At 38.9% G+C, this 19918-nt stretch carries 21 protein-coding genes and 1 other RNA gene; 4 read left to right on the top strand and 18 right to left on the bottom strand.

The features are described 5' to 3' along the window. Window positions 1-46: 46 nt before the first annotated feature. From rnpB to RU93_RS01260, 3 genes are all read right to left on the bottom strand, one after another. An RNA gene (rnpB, locus tag RU93_RS01270) (RNase P RNA component class B) lies at window positions 47-423 on the bottom strand. Window positions 424-458: 35 nt separating this feature from the next. After that, window positions 459-875, bottom strand: coding sequence for a cell division regulator GpsB (gene gpsB, locus RU93_RS01265; protein WP_071873800.1), 417 nt, complete (start codon window positions 873-875; stop codon window positions 459-461). A 71-nt stretch (window positions 876-946) separates the two neighbouring features. Then, the gene (locus RU93_RS01260) at window positions 947-1501 is read right to left on the bottom strand and encodes an SLOG family protein (RefSeq protein WP_071873799.1); all 555 of its coding nucleotides are present in this window, start codon (window positions 1499-1501) and stop codon (window positions 947-949) included. A gap of 61 nt (window positions 1502-1562) precedes the next feature. Here RU93_RS01260 and recU point away from each other — a divergent pair, with 61 nt between their 5' ends. Together recU and RU93_RS01250 are read left to right on the top strand one after the other, a co-directional pair. After that, window positions 1563-2237, top strand: a complete 675-nt coding sequence (recU, locus tag RU93_RS01255) for a Holliday junction resolvase RecU (RefSeq protein WP_071873798.1) — start codon at window positions 1563-1565, stop codon at window positions 2235-2237. Continuing rightward, window positions 2183-4459, top strand: coding sequence for a PBP1A family penicillin-binding protein (locus RU93_RS01250; RefSeq protein ID WP_071873797.1), 2277 nt, complete (start codon window positions 2183-2185; stop codon window positions 4457-4459). Before recU ends, RU93_RS01250 begins: the two co-directional genes overlap by 55 nt. Before the next feature lie 56 nt (window positions 4460-4515). Here the strand turns inward: RU93_RS01250 and nth are convergent, their stop codons facing one another. The 6 genes from nth to RU93_RS01220 all read right to left on the bottom strand — a co-directional run bounded on the left by nth (window position 4516) and on the right by RU93_RS01220 (window position 9238). Then, the gene (nth, locus tag RU93_RS01245) at window positions 4516-5178 is read right to left on the bottom strand and encodes an endonuclease III (RefSeq protein ID WP_071873796.1); all 663 of its coding nucleotides are present in this window, start codon (window positions 5176-5178) and stop codon (window positions 4516-4518) included. Beyond that, window positions 5171-5875, bottom strand: a complete 705-nt coding sequence (locus RU93_RS01240) for a DnaD domain protein (RefSeq protein ID WP_071873795.1) — start codon at window positions 5873-5875, stop codon at window positions 5171-5173. The genes nth and RU93_RS01240 overlap by 8 nt, the downstream gene beginning before the upstream one ends. Window positions 5876-5948: 73 nt before the next feature. After that, complete coding sequence (locus tag RU93_RS01235; RefSeq protein WP_071873794.1) at window positions 5949-6332, bottom strand: RidA family protein; 384 nt, start codon at window positions 6330-6332, stop codon at window positions 5949-5951. A gap of 11 nt (window positions 6333-6343) precedes the next feature. After that, entirely contained in the window at window positions 6344-6772 is a 429-nt protein-coding gene (locus RU93_RS01230) for a Fur family transcriptional regulator (protein ID WP_071873793.1), read from the bottom strand. Between the two features lie 128 nt (window positions 6773-6900). Beyond that, a complete protein-coding gene (tkt, locus tag RU93_RS01225) occupies window positions 6901-8895 on the bottom strand; it encodes a transketolase (RefSeq protein ID WP_071873792.1) in 1995 nt (664 codons plus the stop codon). A gap of 100 nt (window positions 8896-8995) precedes the next feature. Then, window positions 8996-9238 (bottom strand): DUF896 family protein, encoded by a 243-nt coding sequence (locus tag RU93_RS01220; RefSeq protein ID WP_071873791.1) that lies wholly within the window; start codon window positions 9236-9238, stop codon window positions 8996-8998. 144 nt (window positions 9239-9382) lie between these two features. On the opposite strand from RU93_RS01220, the gene lexA reads away from it, so the two are divergent. Further along, a complete protein-coding gene (lexA, locus tag RU93_RS01215) occupies window positions 9383-10000 on the top strand; it encodes a transcriptional repressor LexA (protein ID WP_071873790.1) in 618 nt (205 codons plus the stop codon). A 407-nt stretch (window positions 10001-10407) separates the two neighbouring features. After that, a complete protein-coding gene (locus RU93_RS01210; RefSeq protein ID WP_071873789.1) occupies window positions 10408-10626 on the top strand; it encodes a hypothetical protein in 219 nt (72 codons plus the stop codon). Between the two features lie 48 nt (window positions 10627-10674). Here RU93_RS01210 and RU93_RS01205 read toward each other — a convergent pair whose 3' ends face one another. From RU93_RS01205 to RU93_RS01165, 9 genes are all read right to left on the bottom strand, one after another. After that, window positions 10675-11187 (bottom strand): adenine phosphoribosyltransferase, encoded by a 513-nt coding sequence (locus RU93_RS01205; RefSeq protein WP_071873788.1) that lies wholly within the window; start codon window positions 11185-11187, stop codon window positions 10675-10677. Window positions 11188-11201: 14 nt separating this feature from the next. Beyond that, a complete protein-coding gene (gene recJ, locus RU93_RS01200; protein ID WP_071873787.1) occupies window positions 11202-13508 on the bottom strand; it encodes a single-stranded-DNA-specific exonuclease RecJ in 2307 nt (768 codons plus the stop codon). A gap of 96 nt (window positions 13509-13604) precedes the next feature. Then, window positions 13605-13925 carry a LapA family protein gene (locus RU93_RS01195; protein WP_071873786.1) on the bottom strand — a complete coding sequence of 107 codons (321 nt, stop codon included), beginning with the start codon at window positions 13923-13925 and terminating at the stop codon, window positions 13605-13607. 11 nt (window positions 13926-13936) lie between these two features. Then, window positions 13937-14725, bottom strand: coding sequence for an SDR family NAD(P)-dependent oxidoreductase (locus RU93_RS01190; protein WP_071873785.1), 789 nt, complete (start codon window positions 14723-14725; stop codon window positions 13937-13939). Between the two features lies 1 nt (window position 14726). Then, window positions 14727-15668, bottom strand: coding sequence for a ribonuclease Z (gene rnz, locus RU93_RS01185; protein ID WP_071873784.1), 942 nt, complete (start codon window positions 15666-15668; stop codon window positions 14727-14729). A 39-nt stretch (window positions 15669-15707) separates the two neighbouring features. Next, complete coding sequence (locus tag RU93_RS01180; RefSeq protein ID WP_071873783.1) at window positions 15708-16259, bottom strand: DUF1269 domain-containing protein; 552 nt, start codon at window positions 16257-16259, stop codon at window positions 15708-15710. Between the two features lie 116 nt (window positions 16260-16375). Then, on the bottom strand, window positions 16376-17689 hold the full coding sequence (gene obgE / locus RU93_RS01175; RefSeq protein ID WP_071873782.1) for a GTPase ObgE: 1314 nt from the start codon (window positions 17687-17689) through the stop codon (window positions 16376-16378). Window positions 17690-17909: 220 nt separating this feature from the next. Next, entirely contained in the window at window positions 17910-19001 is a 1092-nt protein-coding gene (locus RU93_RS01170; RefSeq protein WP_071873781.1) for a DUF871 domain-containing protein, read from the bottom strand. 163 nt (window positions 19002-19164) lie between these two features. After that, the gene (locus RU93_RS01165; RefSeq protein WP_084131091.1) at window positions 19165-19764 is read right to left on the bottom strand and encodes a guanylate kinase; all 600 of its coding nucleotides are present in this window, start codon (window positions 19762-19764) and stop codon (window positions 19165-19167) included. Window positions 19765-19918: the final 154 nt, after the last annotated feature.

Raw genomic sequence — 19918 nt, 5'->3', positions numbered from 1 at the left:
AAAAAATCCTTCCAAAATGGAAGGATCCCCCTGATGAATTGTGATTTTCTATAAGCCATGTTTTGTCCAATTATTTTACAGGGAAAAATAATATGGATAATCATCTATCTGCAATAATTGCTTATTGCCTCTTTGTCTCGTTCATTTCCGCTCCAAAAAGTGCCCCTACCATAATGTTTGGGTTGCTCACTCGAGGGGTTTACCGCGTTCCACCGTTTAGATTTCTCTAAACGCTTCGTCACTGTGGCACTTTCAAGGATACTCAAGCATAGCTTTGACACCTTAGCTTTTTTTCCTGCCGTTATTTCCTACGAAATACCCTAGCTTATCGTTTCGCTAGGCACGAACACTACAGACATCTCAGTCTGTGTGAGCATGGACTTTCCTCAGCTTGATCTAGTCAAACCGCGATTATCCGAAAACCACAATATTATCATCTGTTGCTTCTTTTATCAGTCTTAAAACTGACGTGTTTTTTCTAAATCATCATCATCAGAAAAATGAACAGCTGAACGATTAAGAGAGCTGTCAAAACCATTTGTTGGCGTCGGTTGATCTAACTTTTTGCCAAACACTTCTTTTTCAAGATTAGACAAGCGTTTTAGAATATCAAAATTCGTTACCGCTTGGCTCTTTGGTGCTTCTGGCGTTGCTTGAATCCGTGACGAGATTGCTTGACTCTTACTTAATTGAGCGATTTTCGCATTTAAGCGATCATTTTCTTCTTGTAAGGTCAAAATTTCTTTATTGTATGTTTCGTAATCTTTAATAATACCATCTAAAAACTCATCAACTTCAATTGGATCATACCCACGCATTTTTGTTTTAAATTCTTGTTGTAAGATATCTTTTGGAGAATAATTTAAATTTGTCATTCGTACACCTCACGAGTTAAATTCTGATAAAATCAGTCTACTTAACCATTCTACCAAAAAAGGCAGATAAATCAAATAGAATCGCTAAAATATATTGCATTTTCTAAATCATCCATCGTAATTTGTAAAATCTGATACGCGTGGCGCTCTTGAAATTTTCTAGCATCTTTCAGAAAATATTCAGTTTTCCCTTTAAATTCCTCATCATAAATCAGTAAACAAGCAGCGGTCTTTTGTAATAAAAAAGCAGTATGGTTTTTTAATTGCGAGGGATTTTGGTATGGCTGGTGACTAGTTGCATTGACGTAATCCGCTCCAGCTTTGACTTTTTCCAGGACGGTTTGGTTTGCTTCTTTCCAATTTTCGCCCCAGCCTTCAAAAGGAAATAGGATTGCTAATTGGATTTCTGGATACTCCTCTTTTAAATCGATGACGACCTCACCTGCCCAAAGTTCAACACCTAAGTTCCCGCCAATCACAATCCACGTGATGCCATCTTCAATTAACGGAATTAATGTCTCTCTTATCACTTTCTTAAGGACTTTAATCTTTGGATCTTTTTCTTGAAAGACTCCTATTTCATAATTGCGATACCCAGTAATTATTAAGGCTTCTTTTGTTTTCATAAACTTCCCTTTTCTTTCTATTTCTCTTTTTGCTATAATGATTGATAGGAGTGTGAATCACATGACAATCAAATATCCAAACGGCTCTCTCCCATTGTATAACGAACGGCAAAAAAAACAAACTAAAGTTGCTAAACAAAAACAATCTTTTGCCAATCGCGGGATGCGTTTTGAAGAAGCCATTAACGAAAGCAATGAGTATTATTTAAATCGCGGATGCGCAGTTATTCACAAAAAACCAACCCCTCTTCAAATCGTTAAAGTGGATTATCCAAAGAGGAGTGCAGCAGTCATCAAAGAAGCATACTTCAAAGAAGCTTCAACAACCGACTACAACGGCGTTTATCAAGGGTATTATATTGATTTTGAAGCTAAGGAAACAAAAAATAAAACCTCTTTTCCGTTAAAAAACCTACATGCCCATCAAATTGAGCACATGAAAAAGTGTCTGAGTCATAGAGGAATTTGTTTTGTTTTACTTTGGTTTTCAAGTCTAAATCGTTGCTTTTTTATTGATAGTCATTATATTGTTCATTACTGGGAGCAACAAGCAACCAAAAAAAAATCACTCTCTCTCGCAACCATTGAAGAAATTGGAATTGAAATCATTCCTGGGGTGGCACCAAGAATTCCGTATCTCCAGGCAGTTGATCAATTCATTGAATTAAAGGAGCAAACATCATGTCAAACAATACACGAACACAGCGTCATGAATCACCAAAAAAGAAAACAGTAAAAAATAAAAAGAAACGTTCCACCGGCTCAATTATTTTGAAAATTACTCTTGGTCTTGTTTTTGTCGGCTGTCTCCTTTTTTTATCAGGAGTCGCTCTGTTTTGGAGTTATGCAAAAGATGCTCCTAAATTAGAGGATGCCAAACTTGAATCACCGAACTCTTCAAAATTTTTCGCAGCTAATGGCGACTTATTTCAAGAAGTCGGTGCAGAAAAAAGAGAAACGATCGAAGCGACTGAGATTCCCCGTTTATTAGAAGATGCGATCATCTCAGTTGAAGATCGCCGTTTTTATGAACACGTCGGCGTTGACCCGATTCGAATCGTCGGCTCGGTAATTTCAAACGTCAGTACCGGCGGCATGCAAGGCGGTAGTACGTTAACACAGCAATTAATTAAACTCTCTTTCTTCTCAACCGACGCTTCTGATCAAACGCTCGAGCGAAAAGCACAAGAAGCATGGATGGCGGTTCAATTAGAAAAAGAAAAATCAAAACAAGAAATTTTAACCTATTACATTAACAAAGTCTACATGTCAAATGGGCTATACGGGATGCAAACAGCGTCCAAAGCGTTTTATGGGTTGTCGTTAGAAGAGTTAAATCTTCCACAAACCGCACTGATTGCGGGCTTACCAAATGCCCCTTCTTACTTTGATCCGTATGCGAATCCCGAAAACGCCAAATCAAGACGAGATATCGTTCTCTTTTCAATGAGAGAAAACGGAAAAATTACCGACGCTGAATACGAAGAAGCCATTGCGACACCGATTGATGAAGGGCTAAAACCACTCAGCACTACGAATGATTCTTGGAAGTATTATGATAATTATTTAACAGAAGTTATCAATGAAGTGGAAGAAAAAACCGGAAAAGACGTGTTTACTGACGGACTAGAAATTTATACGAATCTCGATATTGATGCACAAAAACATTTATATGAAGTGACCAATAGTGATACTTATGTGCAATACCCAGATGACGAAATGCAAGTAGCCGCTACTTTGATCGATGCTAAAACTGGAAAAGTTACCGCACAAATTGGGGGTCGAAATATCGAAGAAGGAACACGGTTAGGAGATAACTTAGCAGTGAACACCAAGCGCGATGTCGGATCCACGGTTAAACCGATTACGGTCTACGCGCCTGCTTTTGAATATCTAGATGTTTCGACTGGTAAAACAATTGTCGATGAACCGTACAAGTATGTCGGAACGAATACTCCTGTTCAGAACTGGGATAATAAATATTGGGGAACCATGACGCTTCGTACCGCATTAATCGAATCTCGTAACGTCCCAGCTGTCAAACTTTTTAACGAAGTCGGTGCAGATAAAATTGAAGACTTTTTAAGTCGTTTAGGCATTCAATATGCCAAGATCCAACAAGCCAATGCGATTTCAAGTAATACGGTAGATCAAGACGGGACAAAATACGGTATGTCTAGTTTAAAACTCGCCGCTGCCTACGCCGCTTTATCAAATGGCGGAACATACAATGAACCACAATACGTAAATAAAATTGTTTTTGCTGACGGTTCTGAGGAAGTGGAAGCCTTTAAAACTCCAGGAATTAAAGCAATGGAAGAAACGACAGCCTACATGGTGACAGATATCTTAAAAGGTGTTATTGAATCTGGTACAGGTTACAACGCGACTATCCAAGGGCTGTATCAAGCAGGTAAAACGGGGACCTCTAATTACACTGAAGAAGAATTGGAAGCTTTGAATGCTGCTTCTACCGTCTTCCCTGACTCCACTTTTGTAGGGTATACGGTGAATTATTCGCTAGCGGTATGGACGGGTTATCGTGATCAAAAAACACCGATTACCAATGAATATTCAGGAGTAGCAAGTGATGTCTATCGAGAAGTCATGCAACATGTCTCAGCTTCGGTTGTCAACGAAGATTGGGTGATGCCAAAAGGTTTAACTCGAATTGGACGAGAACTCTACTTAGAAGGACAATATGTAGCGCCTCCTGTGGCACCACCAGTTGAATCTAAACCGGCCGAAAGTTCATCAGAAAGTTCCGAGTCGTCGAGTTCTTCAACCACTTCTTCATCAGAAAGTACGACTCCAAGTAGTTCGTCCTCTGAAACGACTCCACCGGCTGTTTCGACACAACCACCAGCAGTTGAACCAACACCGACGCCAAGTACAGAAGAAGTACCACCAACGGTTCCAGAGACACCTGTTAGTCCTGAAACCCCGGCTACACCTTAATGATAAGGACACTAAAAAATCGTAAAGACAATCTCGTCTTTACGATTTTTTTACTTTTATCTTTGCTTTTGTTGTTTGGCTTTCATCCGATCTTTGCCTTCTTGACACATCGTCAATAATGGACACACTTCGCATTTTGGTGCACGCGCAGTACAATGATAGCGGCCGAAAAAAATCATTGTATGGTGCATTTTAACCCAATCTTCTTTTGGAACTTTTCGCATCAGTGTCTCTTCTACTTCACTTACAGAAGCATCCAATTTACAAATTCTGAGCCGTTTGGACACGCGTTCGACATGCGTATCGACTGCAATTGCTGGTGTGTCAAATGCGTCGCCTAAGACAACATTCGCGGTTTTTCGTCCCACACCCGCTAGACGCATTAATTCTTCTCGTGTCTCAGGAACGTTCCCATCAAATTCTTCCATAATTTGTTGCGCGCACCGTTTGATATTTTTCGCCTTATTTCGATATAAGCCAATTGTTCGAATGTATTCAGTGATTGTCTCAAGCGGTGCGTTAGCTAATTGCTCGGCATTTGGATAAGCAGCAAACAAATGAGGTGTCACCTTATTTACCGAGACATCGGTTGCTTGTGCACTTAAAATCACGGCAATTAGTAACTGAAACGGCGTCTGATGTTCTAATTCTCCGACCGCATCTGGAAACATTGCATACATTTTTTCTAAAGCCATTTTTGTCTTTTCTTTACTAATCATTTGACTCCTCTTCTAACCAATTATGAAGGGATATTTTCGGAAGTGTTTTGGTCGTCGGTTCTTCTTTTTGCATCATTTGACGTTTTCTACGTTTTTGCTCATCCATTACTTGCTCAGAAGTCCGAATATTTTTCCGTTCCCATGATAATAAAATACGATCAATATAATTTAAACTGTATGCTTGATTTAATACAGCTTCGCGCAAGGCCAGTTGAATCAGCTCGACTTGATAATGATCTTCTTCCAACCATTGCCCAATTCGTTGGTATTCCATTGGTGATAATGGACGCCCGAATTCTGCTTCAAAATTTTGATATAACTCACTAATTTTTTCTTGTATTTGTTTTTCTTCCACTTGCTTTGTCTTTTGTGACAATAAAAGTGCTAATTTTTGATAGACTAAAGTCAAATCATAGGAATCATGCATCATTCCTCGGAGATCTTTTTGCGAGACAATTTGAATGAATTGTTTTTGAACGAGCTGATTTAACAAATAATAAATTTCTTGCTGGTTATAACTCATATCTTCAGCAATTTTCATTAAATCAGGAAATGAATCGCCTGCCTCGACATAGCGATGTAATTGCAACCAGAGTAAAAATTCTTCATTTGACATCCCGATACGGCGATAATTTTCTACTAATAAATTGGAAATCGTCGTTTGACCATTTTTTAAAAAAACTTCTAATGAAATCATTGATTGTTCCCTTCTCACATACATAGATGATTAAAAAAAGAGAGACTTCAATCAGCTCTCTTTTTTTATTGACTTATTTTTTTGAGACGTCTGCAATAATCTCAATTTCAATTAACACGTCTTTTGGTAAGCGAGCCACTTCGACCGCCGAACGTGCCGGTAAAACATCATGGAATAATGTGCCATAGACCTGATTAAACGCGACAAAATCATCCATATTTTTTAAGAAACACGTTGTTTTTACGATATCATTTGGGGTAATTCTCGCTTCGGTTAAAATCGCAGAAATATTTTTTAAAACTTGTGTTGTTTGTTCTTCAATCGTAGAACCAACAACTTCACCCGTTACCGCATCTAAAGGAACTTGACCCGATGCGAATAAAAATCCATTCGCAATTCTTCCTTGAACGTAAGGTCCGATTGCTTTTGGCGCTTGATTGGTTTGAATGACTGTCATATGAAAACTCCTTATTCTGTTATATTTTTACAAGTTGGGCATAACCCGTAGATTTCTAAACGATGACTTTGAATTTGGTAATCCGTTAGACGCTCAGCCGCCATTTCGACATCATCGAGTCTTGGATAGAAGAAATCAGATACTTTTCCACATTTTTGACAAATGACATGATAATGAGGGGTAATCGCAAAATCATAGCGACTAGAAGAACTTCCATAGTTCATCTCTCTTAGAAATCCAATTTCAGTAAATAATTTTAAGTTATTATAAACCGTTGCTACACTAATGCCAGGAAATTTCTCTTCAATCGCTCGGTACACTTCTTCTGCAGTTGGATGTGTGGGTACTTCTGTCAAGAATTCTAAAATCGCAATCCTTTGAGGTGTAATTCGAATATTTTCGCCTTTTAAATAAGCTAAGGCATCATCAAACGTCGCCATGGTTCTCCCTCCTCTACATTTATTTCTTGTCATTATCATACTATGACTACACTAATTTATCTAGCAAAAAAGAAGGGAAATCTCCAGTTTCGGAAATTCTCCTTCTTTTTTATGTTTATCCTACAAGATTACAATGATTTATAAGTATTGATCACATTTTCTGTCGTAAAGCCAAACTCCGCTAACACTTTATCTCCTGGAGCAGAAGCACCAAAGTGATCGATTGCAATGATTTTTCCACGACATTTCGTGTAACGTTCCCAACCAAAAGGCGAACCTGCTTCAATCGCAACACGTTTTTTCACTGATTTTGGTAAGACAGATTCTTTATACTCAGCTGATTGCGCTTCAAATAAATCCATACTCGGCATTGAAACCACAGAGACATCCATGCCTTCAGCAGCTAAAGCTTTTTGGGCTTCAGTAGCGAGGAAGACTTCAGAGCCTGTCGCGATTAAGATTCCTTCTGGTTTTTCACCTTTTTGAGGAGAAACCACGTAAGCACCCTTCGAAACAAAATCATCTGCTAAGGTAGTCGTTCCTTCAATAACAGGTAAATTTTGTCGACTTAAGACTAGAACAGTCGGTGTTTCTTTTGAAGTCATTGCGACTTTCCAAGCCGCACGTGTTTCGTTTCCGTCGGCTGGACGAATGACATGTAAGTTAGGGATACTACGTAAACTTGAAAGTTGCTCTACTGGCTCATGTGTCGGACCATCTTCTCCGACAGCCACTGAATCGTGCGTCAATACATAGGTAACAGGTGTTTTTTGAATCGCTGCAAGACGAACTGCTGGACGTAGGTAATCCACGAATACGAAGAAAGTACCACCATAAATACGTGTCCCACCATGTAATTGAATCCCGTTCATTGCGGCTGCCATCGCAAATTCGCGCACGCCAAACCAAATGTTACGGCCTTCATATTGACCAGGTTCAAAATCTTTTTCTGCCGCAACCATCGTATTATTAGAACCTGATAAATCGGCTGATCCACCCCATAAAGACGGTACCGCTTTAGAGAGTGCTTGAATCATATCTTTACTTGAAACACGACTTGCCTGACTTGAACCCACTTCATAAGTTGGTAAATTATCTGCCCACTCTTCTGGGAGTTCATCTGCAAATGCTTGTCTAAATTGAGCCGCTAATTCTGGATAGGCACCTTCATAACGCGCAAACAATTCATTCCATTCCTCTTCTGCTTTTTGGCCTTCTTCAATCATTGTTTCCTTGAAGCGAGTCGCGACTTCTTCTGGCACTTCAAATTCTGGATAATCCCAGCCATAAATTCCTTTGGCTGCTTGGATTCCTTCGATTCCTAGTGGTGCACCGTGGACAGAAGACGTTCCTTGATTTGGTGCGCCAAAACCAATCACTGTTTTGACTTCAATCAAGGTTGGTTTATTTTTTTCTTGTTTGGCTGCTTCAATCGCGGCTGAAATAGCATTTAAATCACGACCATCTTTTACGAGAATATGTTGCCAACCATACGCTTCATAGCGGGCCCCCACGTTTTCTGTAAAAGCTTTTGAAGTCGGTCCATCTAATGAAATATCATTTGAATCATATAACACAATCAATTTATCTAATTTCATATGACCTGCCATGGAAGACGCTTCATGAGAGATTCCTTCCATTAAATCACCATCACCACAAAGAACATATGTATAGTGATCTACAATTGGAAAATCAGTTTGATTATAAGTTGCCGCTAAATGAGCTTCAGACATCGCCATTCCAACAGCCATTGCAATCCCTTGGCCTAATGGTCCAGTCGTTGCTTCCACACCATCAGTATGAAGAACTTCTGGATGTCCTGGTGTGCGACTATCCCACTGACGGAAGTTTTCTAAATCTTCTTTTTGAACATCGTAACCTGAACAATGTAATAAACTATACAACAACGCTGAACCATGACCTGCTGATAAAACAAAGCGATCACGATCAACCCAATTTCTTGACGTTTTTGGATTGACTTTTAAATGTTTTGTCCATAAAGCATAAGCCATTGGAGCTGCTCCCATCGGTAATCCTGGGTGACCTGAATTGGCTTTTTGTACCATGTCAATACTTAACGTACGTAACGTATTAACACCTAACTCATCAATTTTATCAAACAAATGAAGCGCCTCCTGTTATTTTAGGTTTTTTTTACCTTTATTCATTCTCATTATAAAAGATATCGAATGTTTTTTCAACCTTTTTCATGCGAAAATGTTTTTATTCGCGATTATGAAGCCCTTTTTCTTTCTGAATGGCTTTTAACTTCTCAGGTGTGACATCATTTCCTAGGGGATCGACTACTTTCATCCCTTCAATATGATGTTTCATCCCACCACGAAATGCACTTAAATACTCTTCTCTTAGTATTTTTTGCTCTTTTTCCTCCGTTGGCGTTAAGCCTTCTTTCTTTTTCTTGCGGGCTAATTCATTGATACGGTTTAATTTTTTTTCTGATAACATATTCCCACTCCTCTCATTTGTTTTATCTTATACAAAATTACCCAAAAAAACAATAAGAACTCCTTTTCAAAACCGAACATCTGTTTGATTATATTGTTTTTTTATGTTAAAATTAACTTAATTATACGAAAGAAGGTGTAAACCTTGGCAAAAAAGACAGAAAGTCGTCAAATGGAAGTCTTACGCTTTATTCATAAGCGAGTACTCGATAAGGGTTATCCTCCGACTGTTCGCGAAATCGGTGAAGCAGTGAATCTCTCTTCGACTTCGACCGTTCACGGACACTTGTCCCGTTTAGAAAAAAATGGTTATATCCAACGCGATGCAACGAAACCTCGAGCCATCGAATTAACGGCACTTGGACTCGAAACTGTTGGTGGAGACCAAAAAAATATTCCATTACTTGGTGTTGTAACCGCTGGTGAACCTATTTTAGCTGTGGAAGATGCCTCTGATTTTTTTCCAATTCCACCTCAGTTAGCCAATAGTGAAAGTCAACATTTCATGCTCACCATCTCTGGCGAAAGTATGATTAACGCCGGGATTTTAGATGGCGATCAAGTTATTGTCCGCAAACAAGACATTGCTCGTAATGGCGATATCGTCATTGCTATGACGGACGAGAACGAAGCAACGTGTAAAAGATTTTACAAAGAAGCCAGTCATGTCCGTTTGCAACCTGAGAATGATTTCATGGAGCCATTAATTTTTCCAAATGTCAAAATTTTAGGGTTAGTCGTAGGATTGTATCGTCATTTTTAAAACAAGGCGGACATCCGTAACATCGTTTCAAAAGCGAACACGCTCTACTCTATTTTTCTTGCTATTATTTAGAAGGTGTGACATCAGTCGTCTTGCTCTGAGAAACTGGAGGTACAGTTGAACCCTTGGCTCTTTCAATTACGCGAATATATGGCGGTTCCGAAAGAGCAGACTCTTATCACTCGCTTATCAATCAAAGATTCGTAAAAATCAAAGTAGGCTGTGACTTTTGTCATAGCTTATTTTGATTGCATCATATTCGCCTTGTATCCATCTTAAACCAATCATCCGTATACGATGATATTTCGCTTTTTTCTTTTTATTTACTTTCCCTCTTTACAAAGCGAACAAACATTCGTATAATAAAGATACGAACAAACGTTCTATAAGATAAGGAGTGAGTCGAAATGAAAGCAGTACGTCGTTTTGGTTTTTTAATTGGGGTTTTAGTCATCGGGATTATTATTGGGAACTTTGGGAGTTTAATCGCTTTTTTAATTTTAGGACCATTACTCATTTTATGGCTTATTTTGTGGGACGATCAACGACTACGTCAAAAGAAATACCAACAAGAGCATTTCTTAACAGAGAGCGATTATTCCTATTCAGAAGATGCTTATCGATAATAACAAAGATTCCGCCAGTGCATGAGCGCCACTAGCGGAATCTTTGTTTTAATAATCCATTAATGCAAAAATATCGTAACCTTTAATCTTATCGCGACCTTTTAGTTCCGTTAACTCAATCAAGAACGCACAGCCGACAACGATTCCACCTAAACGTTCAATTAATTCAATACTTGCTTTGACTGTTCCACCAGTCGCTAATAAGTCATCACACAAGAGAACGCGTTGTCCTGGTTTAATCGCATCTTCATGAATCGTCAACGTATCCGACCCGTATTCTAAATCGTAAGAAACTTCAATTGTTTTACGAGGTAATTTCCCAGGTTTACGGACAGGCGCAAATCCTACTCCCGATTCATACGCTACGGGACAACCCACGATAAAGCCACGAGCTTCGGGTCCAACTACCATATCAATATTTTTTTCTTTCGCATAGTCCACAATTTGTTTCGTAGCATAACGATAAGCATCTCCATCAGCCATTAGTGGCGAAATATCTCGGAAAGTAATTCCTTCCGATGGATAGTTGGGTATGCTTGCAATATAATTTTTTAAATTCATGTTTTTCCTCCTGTTTAATTACAAATCCAATTCTTAATCATCGCGAGATCACTAAGTAATAAGAATTCCTCATTTTTAATTTTTCTTTGGCGCGCTTGATAGATTTCACTCTCAGTTAACGCCCGTTTAACGGGTTCATCAATATTTTTTAAAAGGCCATTTTCTAACGTAACAAATTCTAATTCCACAAAAACTTGAATCATAAAGATTAATAATTGGACCGGTATTCCGGTATAATTTGCCATCGCTGGTAACTTATGTCGAACATCGAGTTGGTCTTGTCCTTTGATTAATTTAAATAGCTTCGCATACTGTTCTCTTGAACCAAGCCCTTCTAAATAAGCCTCATCTGAAGAAAGTCCAAGAATGTAGACGCGTGAAATTTGTGTGTCATGGATAATCTCTTTCACCCAATCTAAAATGACTGGCGTATCAATGATGACGAGTTGAGAGCAAGAATGCTCGCTTACGTAAAGTTCTTTAAAAGATTCTATGTTTTCGACATAAATGACTGGATGCTTTTGTTTTTCTTTAAAAACTTTATAGAGTTTTTTGCTAAAGGCAACAAATAGGGTCTTTTCGGTAAAATCTAATTGTTGGTGGTGTTTTTTTCCTCTAAAATCGAACACTTGAATGGTAGACACTTGATAATCTTGTAGCCTTAACTGCGGAATGGTATGACCGTTCCATTCATTAATCGTTAATTGAGCCACTAAATGGATATTCTCCGTCTCAAATTCACTTTGATCTTGGCCGAAACCAAAACCGATACCGTCAACTTGATGACCCTTATCATTGTCGAGCACAAACTTTAAGTGTTTCTGTTCCGAACCAATACTGCGACTCTCACGTACTGAGACATTCTTAAAGACAAATTGCGGAATGGGATTATGCATCCCGTAAGGTGCCAGTCGTTGCAAGGACTGGATCAGTGACAAATCAACGGTTTCAATCGCCAGTTCGCCGTCAATCGCCAAGGGAAGCCCTTTTGTTAAATCAATTTGCTCCTCCAATAGATAGTGATTGATTGCCTCTTGAAGGAGTGGAAGATTCGTTTTAAGCAAACTTAATCCTACAGCCGCATGGTGTCCCCCAAAAGTCGCTAGTAACTCGCGACTTTTTTCTAGCATCTCAAACATATTTAAGGCAGCCGTACTTCGTCCAGAGCCTTTCAGCAGTCCGTCTTCTTTATGCGTTAAGGCAATTGCAGGCTGTCCTGTTTCTTGCATCACACGTCCTGCGACAATTCCTAAAATCCCTTCATGCCAATTTTCACCGACTAAAAGATGAATCTTATTTTCAGGCATGATTTGTTGCAGCGCTTCTTTTGTTGCAATTTCAACTAAATCTTTTCGTTGCTGATTTAATTGATTAAACACTTCCGCTAATTCTTGTGCATGATTTTTATCAAAAGTCGTCATTAAATCAATTGCTGGATTAGGATCTCCTAAGCGTCCAATCGCATTTAAGCGAGGGGCAATCGAAAAACCAATCGTTCCTTCATTGACTTCACTTACTTTTTCTCCACAAATGAGGAGTAACTCATTCAAGCCGATTCGCGCCCCTTGCTTGATTTGTTGGAGTCCCCAAATGACCATTGCACGATTTTCATCGGTTAATGAAACCATATCGGCAATCGTTCCAATCGCAACTAAATCAAGTAATTCTAAGGGAATATCATCGAGTAATGCGCATGCTACCTTAAAAGCAACGCCTACTCCCGCTAGATCTTTAAAAGGATATGCCCCTTTTGGATGACGCGGATGAATAATTCCATAAGCTTGTGGTAGCTCAGACGGCAATTCATGGTGATCGGTCACGATGACGTCAACTCCTTGACTGTTCGCATAGGCAATTGCCTCTTGACCTGAAACACCGTTATCGACTGTTACGATTAATTGAGCGCCCTTTTTGATGAGGTCTTGATAACGTTCCACATTTGGCCCATATCCATCGGTAAAACGATTTGGCAAATAGGTTTCGACATTGGCACCGATTAACTCTAATGCCTCTTTTAAAACCGTTGTACTCGTAATCCCATCTGCATCGTAATCCCCGTAAATGACGATATGCTCTTCTGCGATGACCGCCTCATGCAGGCGCTCAATCACTTTTTCCATATCGTAAAGTAAATAAGGATCATGTAGATCCGTCATTTCCGGTTGGATGAATCGGTGGAGAGCTTCCTTTGTTTTTATTCCGCGATTCCATAGTAATTGTGCTAAAACAGGAGAGAGTTGATACGCTTCGCTTGCTTCAACAAAAGAAGGCGTAGGTTCCTCTATCTTTGGCATCTGCCAATCATATTTTGCTGCTTTCACTTCATCACTCCTAACTTATCAATTATAACAAAGCACTTCACAAAAAAGAAGAGTCTTCTCTTCAGAGAAGGCTCTTTTATAATAAATCTTTAAAAGTTATTCTTCCGGATAGTGCCCATCATGTGTTACATCATCTACTAACGGTGTCTGTACTTGTTGTTGATTTGTCACTTTTAATGCTGTAATTTGTTTTTTTAATTGTTTTATTTCTTTATTTTGTCGCCAATAACTTCCCGTGACCATTAAAGAAACAATCAAAGCACCGATAAAGACAGAACCAAATACGACTAAAATAAGCGGACCACTGAAAGTCGTGAAACCAAAACTAATAGAGACTGTCTGATTATTCAAAATAGCAAAAACAATCATCATAAAAGTAAAAAATAAGCCTAGATATAATCGCCACTGATTTTTCATTCTGACCACTCCTATTTTTTATTAAAGATTCCACCGGCCAAATAATCTCCTAGGCGCGGAAATAACTGATAAAAATGAGCAGCCGCCGACATGATATGCGGACGATTAATTTCACGTTTCGGTGTATTCATACTTTTTACGATTTCTTTGGCTAGTTTTTGAGGATCCAACACAAATTGATTGATGGTTGATAAATAATCCCCGGTAGGATCGGCTAAATCAAAGAAATTCGTTTGAATTGGTCCAGGATTAACAGTTGTGACATAAATATTAAACGGTTTTAATTCTAATCTTAAGGCATTAGAGAAACCAATCACGGCATATTTTGTTGCGGAATAGACTGTCGATTTAGGCGTCGCCATTTTTCCGGCCATCGAAGCAATATTGATAAAATGTCCCTTTTGATGCGGTAACATGTCAATTGCTAAAGCTTGTGTTAAGTACATCATACCAAAGAGATTGACTTCAAACATTTTTCGGGCTTTTTCCAAATCAAAATCAATAAAATCTTCAAAAATCCCAAAACCGGCATTATTAACAACAATATCTACCACTCCAACGGTTTCTTTAATTGATTGGATAAGCGTTTTTATACTATCCGCACTTTCTAGATCGACTGGAAAAGCATAGGCTTCTTTTTGACTCAGTACTTGGCAACGGTCTTTTACTTTTTGAATTAATTCCATTCGACGCGCGCTCACAATGACAATCGCCCCTTGTTTCGCTGCTTCATAGCAAATTGCTTCACCTAAACCTGTCGATCCACCCGTAACGAGTACAATTTTGTTCGTTAATCTCATACTAGAGAGCCTCCTTTTTCTTTAAGGGAATATCAAGCGTATAGAAATCTTTTGCTACCCAGACGTTTTCAAAAATTTCTTTTGCTTCACTTTGAAGCTCTTCCACGTCTTTTCCTAAATAACGCGCACTGATATGCGTTAAAATTAATTTGTCGACTTGAGCTGCTTTGGCAACTTCGGCGGCATCATGCGTTGTTGAATGATAGTAAGCACGCGCTAATTTCGCTTCGTTTTTATTGAATGTACTCTCATGGACTAAAACATCTGCATCACGTGCCAACTCGATTGATTGGCTTGTTTTCCTCGTATCCCCTAAAATCGTAACAATTCGCCCTTTTTTTGACTCGCCAATGTAATTTTTACCATCTATGACACGGCCATCGTCTAACGTCACTTGGTGCCCTTGTTTAATTTTACCAAAGATCGGACCCGGTTTAATCCCTAATTCCTGTAACTGATCGACTTGTAATTCTCCCACATGATCTGCTTCAACCACTCGATATCCGTAACTGTCAATCCCGTGTTCTAATTTCTGACAATACACTTGAAACTGATTATCTTCAAAGAGCAAACCATCTTCTTGTATTTCAATAAATTTTATTGGATAACTCAAACGTGTTTTAGACAAACGTAGCGAGGTTTGAATCCACTCTTGAATCCCTTTTGGACCATAAATTTCTAAGGCGTCTGAACCACCTTGAAATGAACGACTACTAATCAAACCAGGTAACCCGAAGATATGATCACCATGTAAATGAGTAATAAAAATTTTCTCGATCTTGCGTGGTCGAATTGTCGTCCGTAATATTTGTAATTGTGTTCCTTCACCACAATCAAACAGCCAAACAGCATTGCATTCATCCAGTAATTTTAACGCAATACTACTAACATTCCGGTGTTTAGCGGGAACACCCGCACCTGTTCCTAAAAATTCTAATTCCATAGATAAACCTAACTTTCTATTAATTTTCAACTCATTTACTTACTCAGGATGATTCGCTTCCCAGACTTTTTTAGCATTTTCTTTTGTTGTTTCCTCAATATCTTTAACAGTTTTTAGTTCAGCTTCGACTTCTTCATAATCAAAACGATGAATCCGACCCGCTAAATCATACGTTAATAATTGATTTAACACTCGATTGTCTTCTTCTTCTGCAATCACAATCAATCCGGTATCGCCCTCGCCAATTTCGCGACTAAGTAATTCAAAAATCGTATTAGCACGCTTAATCTCCTGCGCGTCTTGGGATGCCCCAATCATACTGCCACCGAACCAACCTAGCATCATCGCTAGCGGGCCTGCAACAATTCCTAGAAGCATTCCAATCATTCCTCCACGTGACGTTTTGTTTGTTCCGGTAAAATCGATAAAATCTTCTACTTTAAAATGGTGGGTACCTTCATTTTTATGCGTCACCACAGCCATTTGCTCGCCTTTTATTTTCCGTTCGATATGGGCTTTTTTGACATTTGAAAATGCTTGGTACGCTTGAGAACTTACTTCAAAATTTACCACAATCACTCTTTTAGTCATCTGACATCCCTCTTTTCTTCTGTTACTCTCATCTTACCAATAAAACGAAAAAAAGAACATGTTTACTAACTATAAAAAGCAAAAAAGATTGGAACTTTCGCTCCAATCTTTCGGCTTTATTCAACAAATTCGAATTCAAATTCTCCAATGCGAACGATATCGCCATCTTTTGCTCCACGTGCTCGTAAGGCTTCATCGACACCCATTGAGCGTAATTGACGGGCAAAACGCATGGCCGTTTCATCATGATCAAAGTTCGTCATTTTGAAGAGTTTCTCTAATTTATCACCATATAAAACCCATGAAGTATCCGGTTGACGCTCAATTGTAAATTCCGGTTCATCGTCAACAAAGTTATATTCCACAACGTCTTGATCGATTTCTTCTTCATAAAGAGGGAATTCCGGTGTCACTTCCAACCAGTCAGCTGTGGCACTTAGTAAAGCATCAATTCCTTTTCTAGAAACCCCTGAAATCGGAAACACTGGAATTGGCTCCGCAAATTCATCCTCTTGCTCTTTTGCCAGTTGTTCTTTGAATTTTTTTAAATTCTCTTCCGCATCTGGCATATCCATTTTATTGGCCACAATTAATTGCGGTCGCTCTAATAAACGTAAGTTATGCGTTCTTAATTCATTATTAATCGCTACGTAATCTTCGTATGGATCACGACCTTCCATCCCACTCATATCAATCATATGTAAGATGACACGCGTTCGCTCAATATGACGTAAGAATTGCGTTCCAAGTCCAACACCTTGTGACGCGCCTTCAATTAAGCCGGGTAAATCAGCCACAACAAAGCTGCGGCCATCTGGAATATGAACCATTCCTAAGTTTGGTACAAGCGTTGTGAAGTGATACGCACCAATTTTAGGTCTTGCAGAAGAAATCACGGATAATAACGTCGATTTCCCAACTGAAGGGAATCCAACTAATCCAACGTCGGCTAAAACTTTTAGTTCTAATTCGATTTTACGTTCTTGTCCTGGTTCCCCATTTTCAGCTAACTCAGGCGCAGGATTGGCTGGTGATGCAAAACGAGTGTTGCCTCGTCCGCCACGGCCACCTTGGGCAATCACTAAGCTTTCTCCGTGCTCAATTAAGTCTCCCAGTAATGCACCTGTCTCAGCATCGCGAACAGTGGTTCCTTGCGGGACTTTAATGTACGTATCTTCTGCCCCACGTCCGTGCATACTTTTACTCATTCCGTGTTCTCCTGGATCTGCTCGGAAATGACGATTAAAACGAAAATCCATTAAGGTTCGTAAACCCTCATCAACAACTAAAACAACGGATCCCCCTTTACCACCATCGCCCCCAGCTGGGCCACCATTTGGAACATATTTTTCGCGACGAAACGCCACCATCCCGTCGCCACCGCTACCGGCTTTAACATCGATTGTTACTTGATCTAAAAACATGGACATATTTTGTCCTCCTATCTATCTACTACTAACTATCCAGCATAAAAGTCTTATTTATTGTACCTACCAATCGGCCGTTTGTCTATCATTTCGTAACGAAAACCAGATATTTCATTGATAATGACCGTTTAGTTTACATAATAATAACCTAGTTAACCTTTTTTTGTCAAAAAAATATCATAAGAGGAGGAACGGTTGATTTACCATTCCTCCTCTTATGATGTTATTTGACTTCAACTAATTTAAAACTCGACCAAGGTTTTAAATAATCTAATAAGAATTGCTCATCTGGTGAAATGTGTCCGACAACATTAACACGCCCATCATTTTTCATTGCTTTAAGCGCAATCTGTGTTTCTCCTTTATATTGACCGTAGCCGACATTATCGATTAAGACGTCTCCTCTTACGATGTCACGCGTCGTGTGAGGCGGAAATTCCTTGTCTTTATAAATCACACGAGTCATTGTTGAACGCAACATGTAAGCCGAACGATCCCCACGATAACTATGGCGATTATCAAATAAACAAATGCGCTCGTTTTCAGTGATGCTTGCTTCTGGCACGACTTTTAGTGCAGGATACGGCGAGTAAAAGGCTTCTGCCATTGCTTTTAATTCTTCTTCAGAGGCATAAGCGTTTCCAATTGAGATATCATCAATTAAACCGGTTAGTAATAGATGCTTCACTTGTGTCCCAATCGCTAAATCGCGGTGGTCTTCAAGAGAACATAGACCATCTTGTGTCGGCCAAGGTCCGAAAGTTGCGGCATGAGAATTCACAAAAGCCATCGTATTCAAATTGTATTTTCTAAATTTTTCCGAACAAGCCACGAAGTGATTATATTCTAGTCCAGTATAACGATGCGGATAGAAATTATGTGACCCTAGTAAATTTTCGGTATTCGGTGAGTATGCCATAATATTATCAACATAACTTGTTCCTTGGCTCATGTTAATTTCGATTTTAATATTATAAGGATTACGTGTCATGCGAGCTTCTTCCGCGCCAGTAAACCCTAAATCCAAACGGACTCCGTAAGCGCCCATTTCATCAAAGAAAGACAAATCGTCGTATGAAATCTCGAGTTGAGCAAACAAGTCAGGATTAATATCTACCATTACTTCCATATTTAAGGCATTCGCATAATCGACGACCTTTTTAAAATCTGCTAAAACTTTTTCTTTATCTTCTGTAATTTGTAACAAACTCGTAAATACTCGTTTAAATCCATACTGATGCGCTAAGTCTAAGTACGCTTTATCCTTTTCATATGTCGAACGCTCTGGATAGATCGAAATCCCTAATTTCCCCATTGTTATAAAATCCTCCTAAAGTGATGTGTAATCAATAAACCGCTTTAATTATAACAAATCAATTAGTTGGGGTCCATGATTAATGAAAAAAGAGGCTTTCTTCAAATCCTATTCTCATAAGAAAGAAGCCCCTTTCAATGTTAGTTCACCAAAAAAAGCGTGATTAATTATTTTGAGTAATAAATTCAAGTATATCGCTCAATTGACTGCTTCCAAAGACATCATAAATGAAATCAACTTGCTCAGGTGGCTCAAATTCTCCGGTTTCCTTTGCATGGATAATTCGTTGTTCAACTTGTAACGGACTATCACCGCGTTGTAACATCCTGGTGCGCATCCGTTCTTCTGTAATTGGTAAGAAAATAATTTTCGTTTCATTAGGAAAGGCTTTTTTCAATGCTTTAGCCCCATTTTTTTCAACCACAACGTGTATAACGCCAGCTTCTTCTAATTTTTTTGTTACTTCTTTCACGGGTAATCCATAATAATTCCCATGGTACGTCGTTGTTTCAATAAAATCCGTCGCTTCAAACGCTGATTTCGATAGAAAATAATAATCACGTCCATCGACTTCGCCTTCTGATTCTCTCGGTGAACGAGTCGTGGCTGTAATACATTTTGGAATTCCATGGGACGCTAATTCTTTAGAGAGATGGGTTTTCCCACTACCGCTTGGGCCGACAATCACAATAATTTGATTCATTTTACATTTTGCTCCTTTATTCACTGCCAGTGTGTGTTGGAAGTTTTGATCGAATATCATTCTAGACTTTCAATAACTATATTATAACTTATTTCCCTCTTTTACTGATTGTTACGCCCTATTTTCCTAATAAAAAAGAAAAGTCATCGTATTTTCATATTTAGCTACTTCTCAAGGATAGTGATATTTGATATGATGAAACAGATTCAGCTGA

The organism is Enterococcus aquimarinus, from assembly GCF_001885765.1.
Lineage (GTDB): Bacteria > Bacillota > Bacilli > Lactobacillales > Enterococcaceae > Enterococcus_I > Enterococcus_I aquimarinus.
The sequence above is the reverse complement of the archived record's forward strand: the minus strand, read 5'-3'. Positions and strand labels throughout refer to the sequence as shown.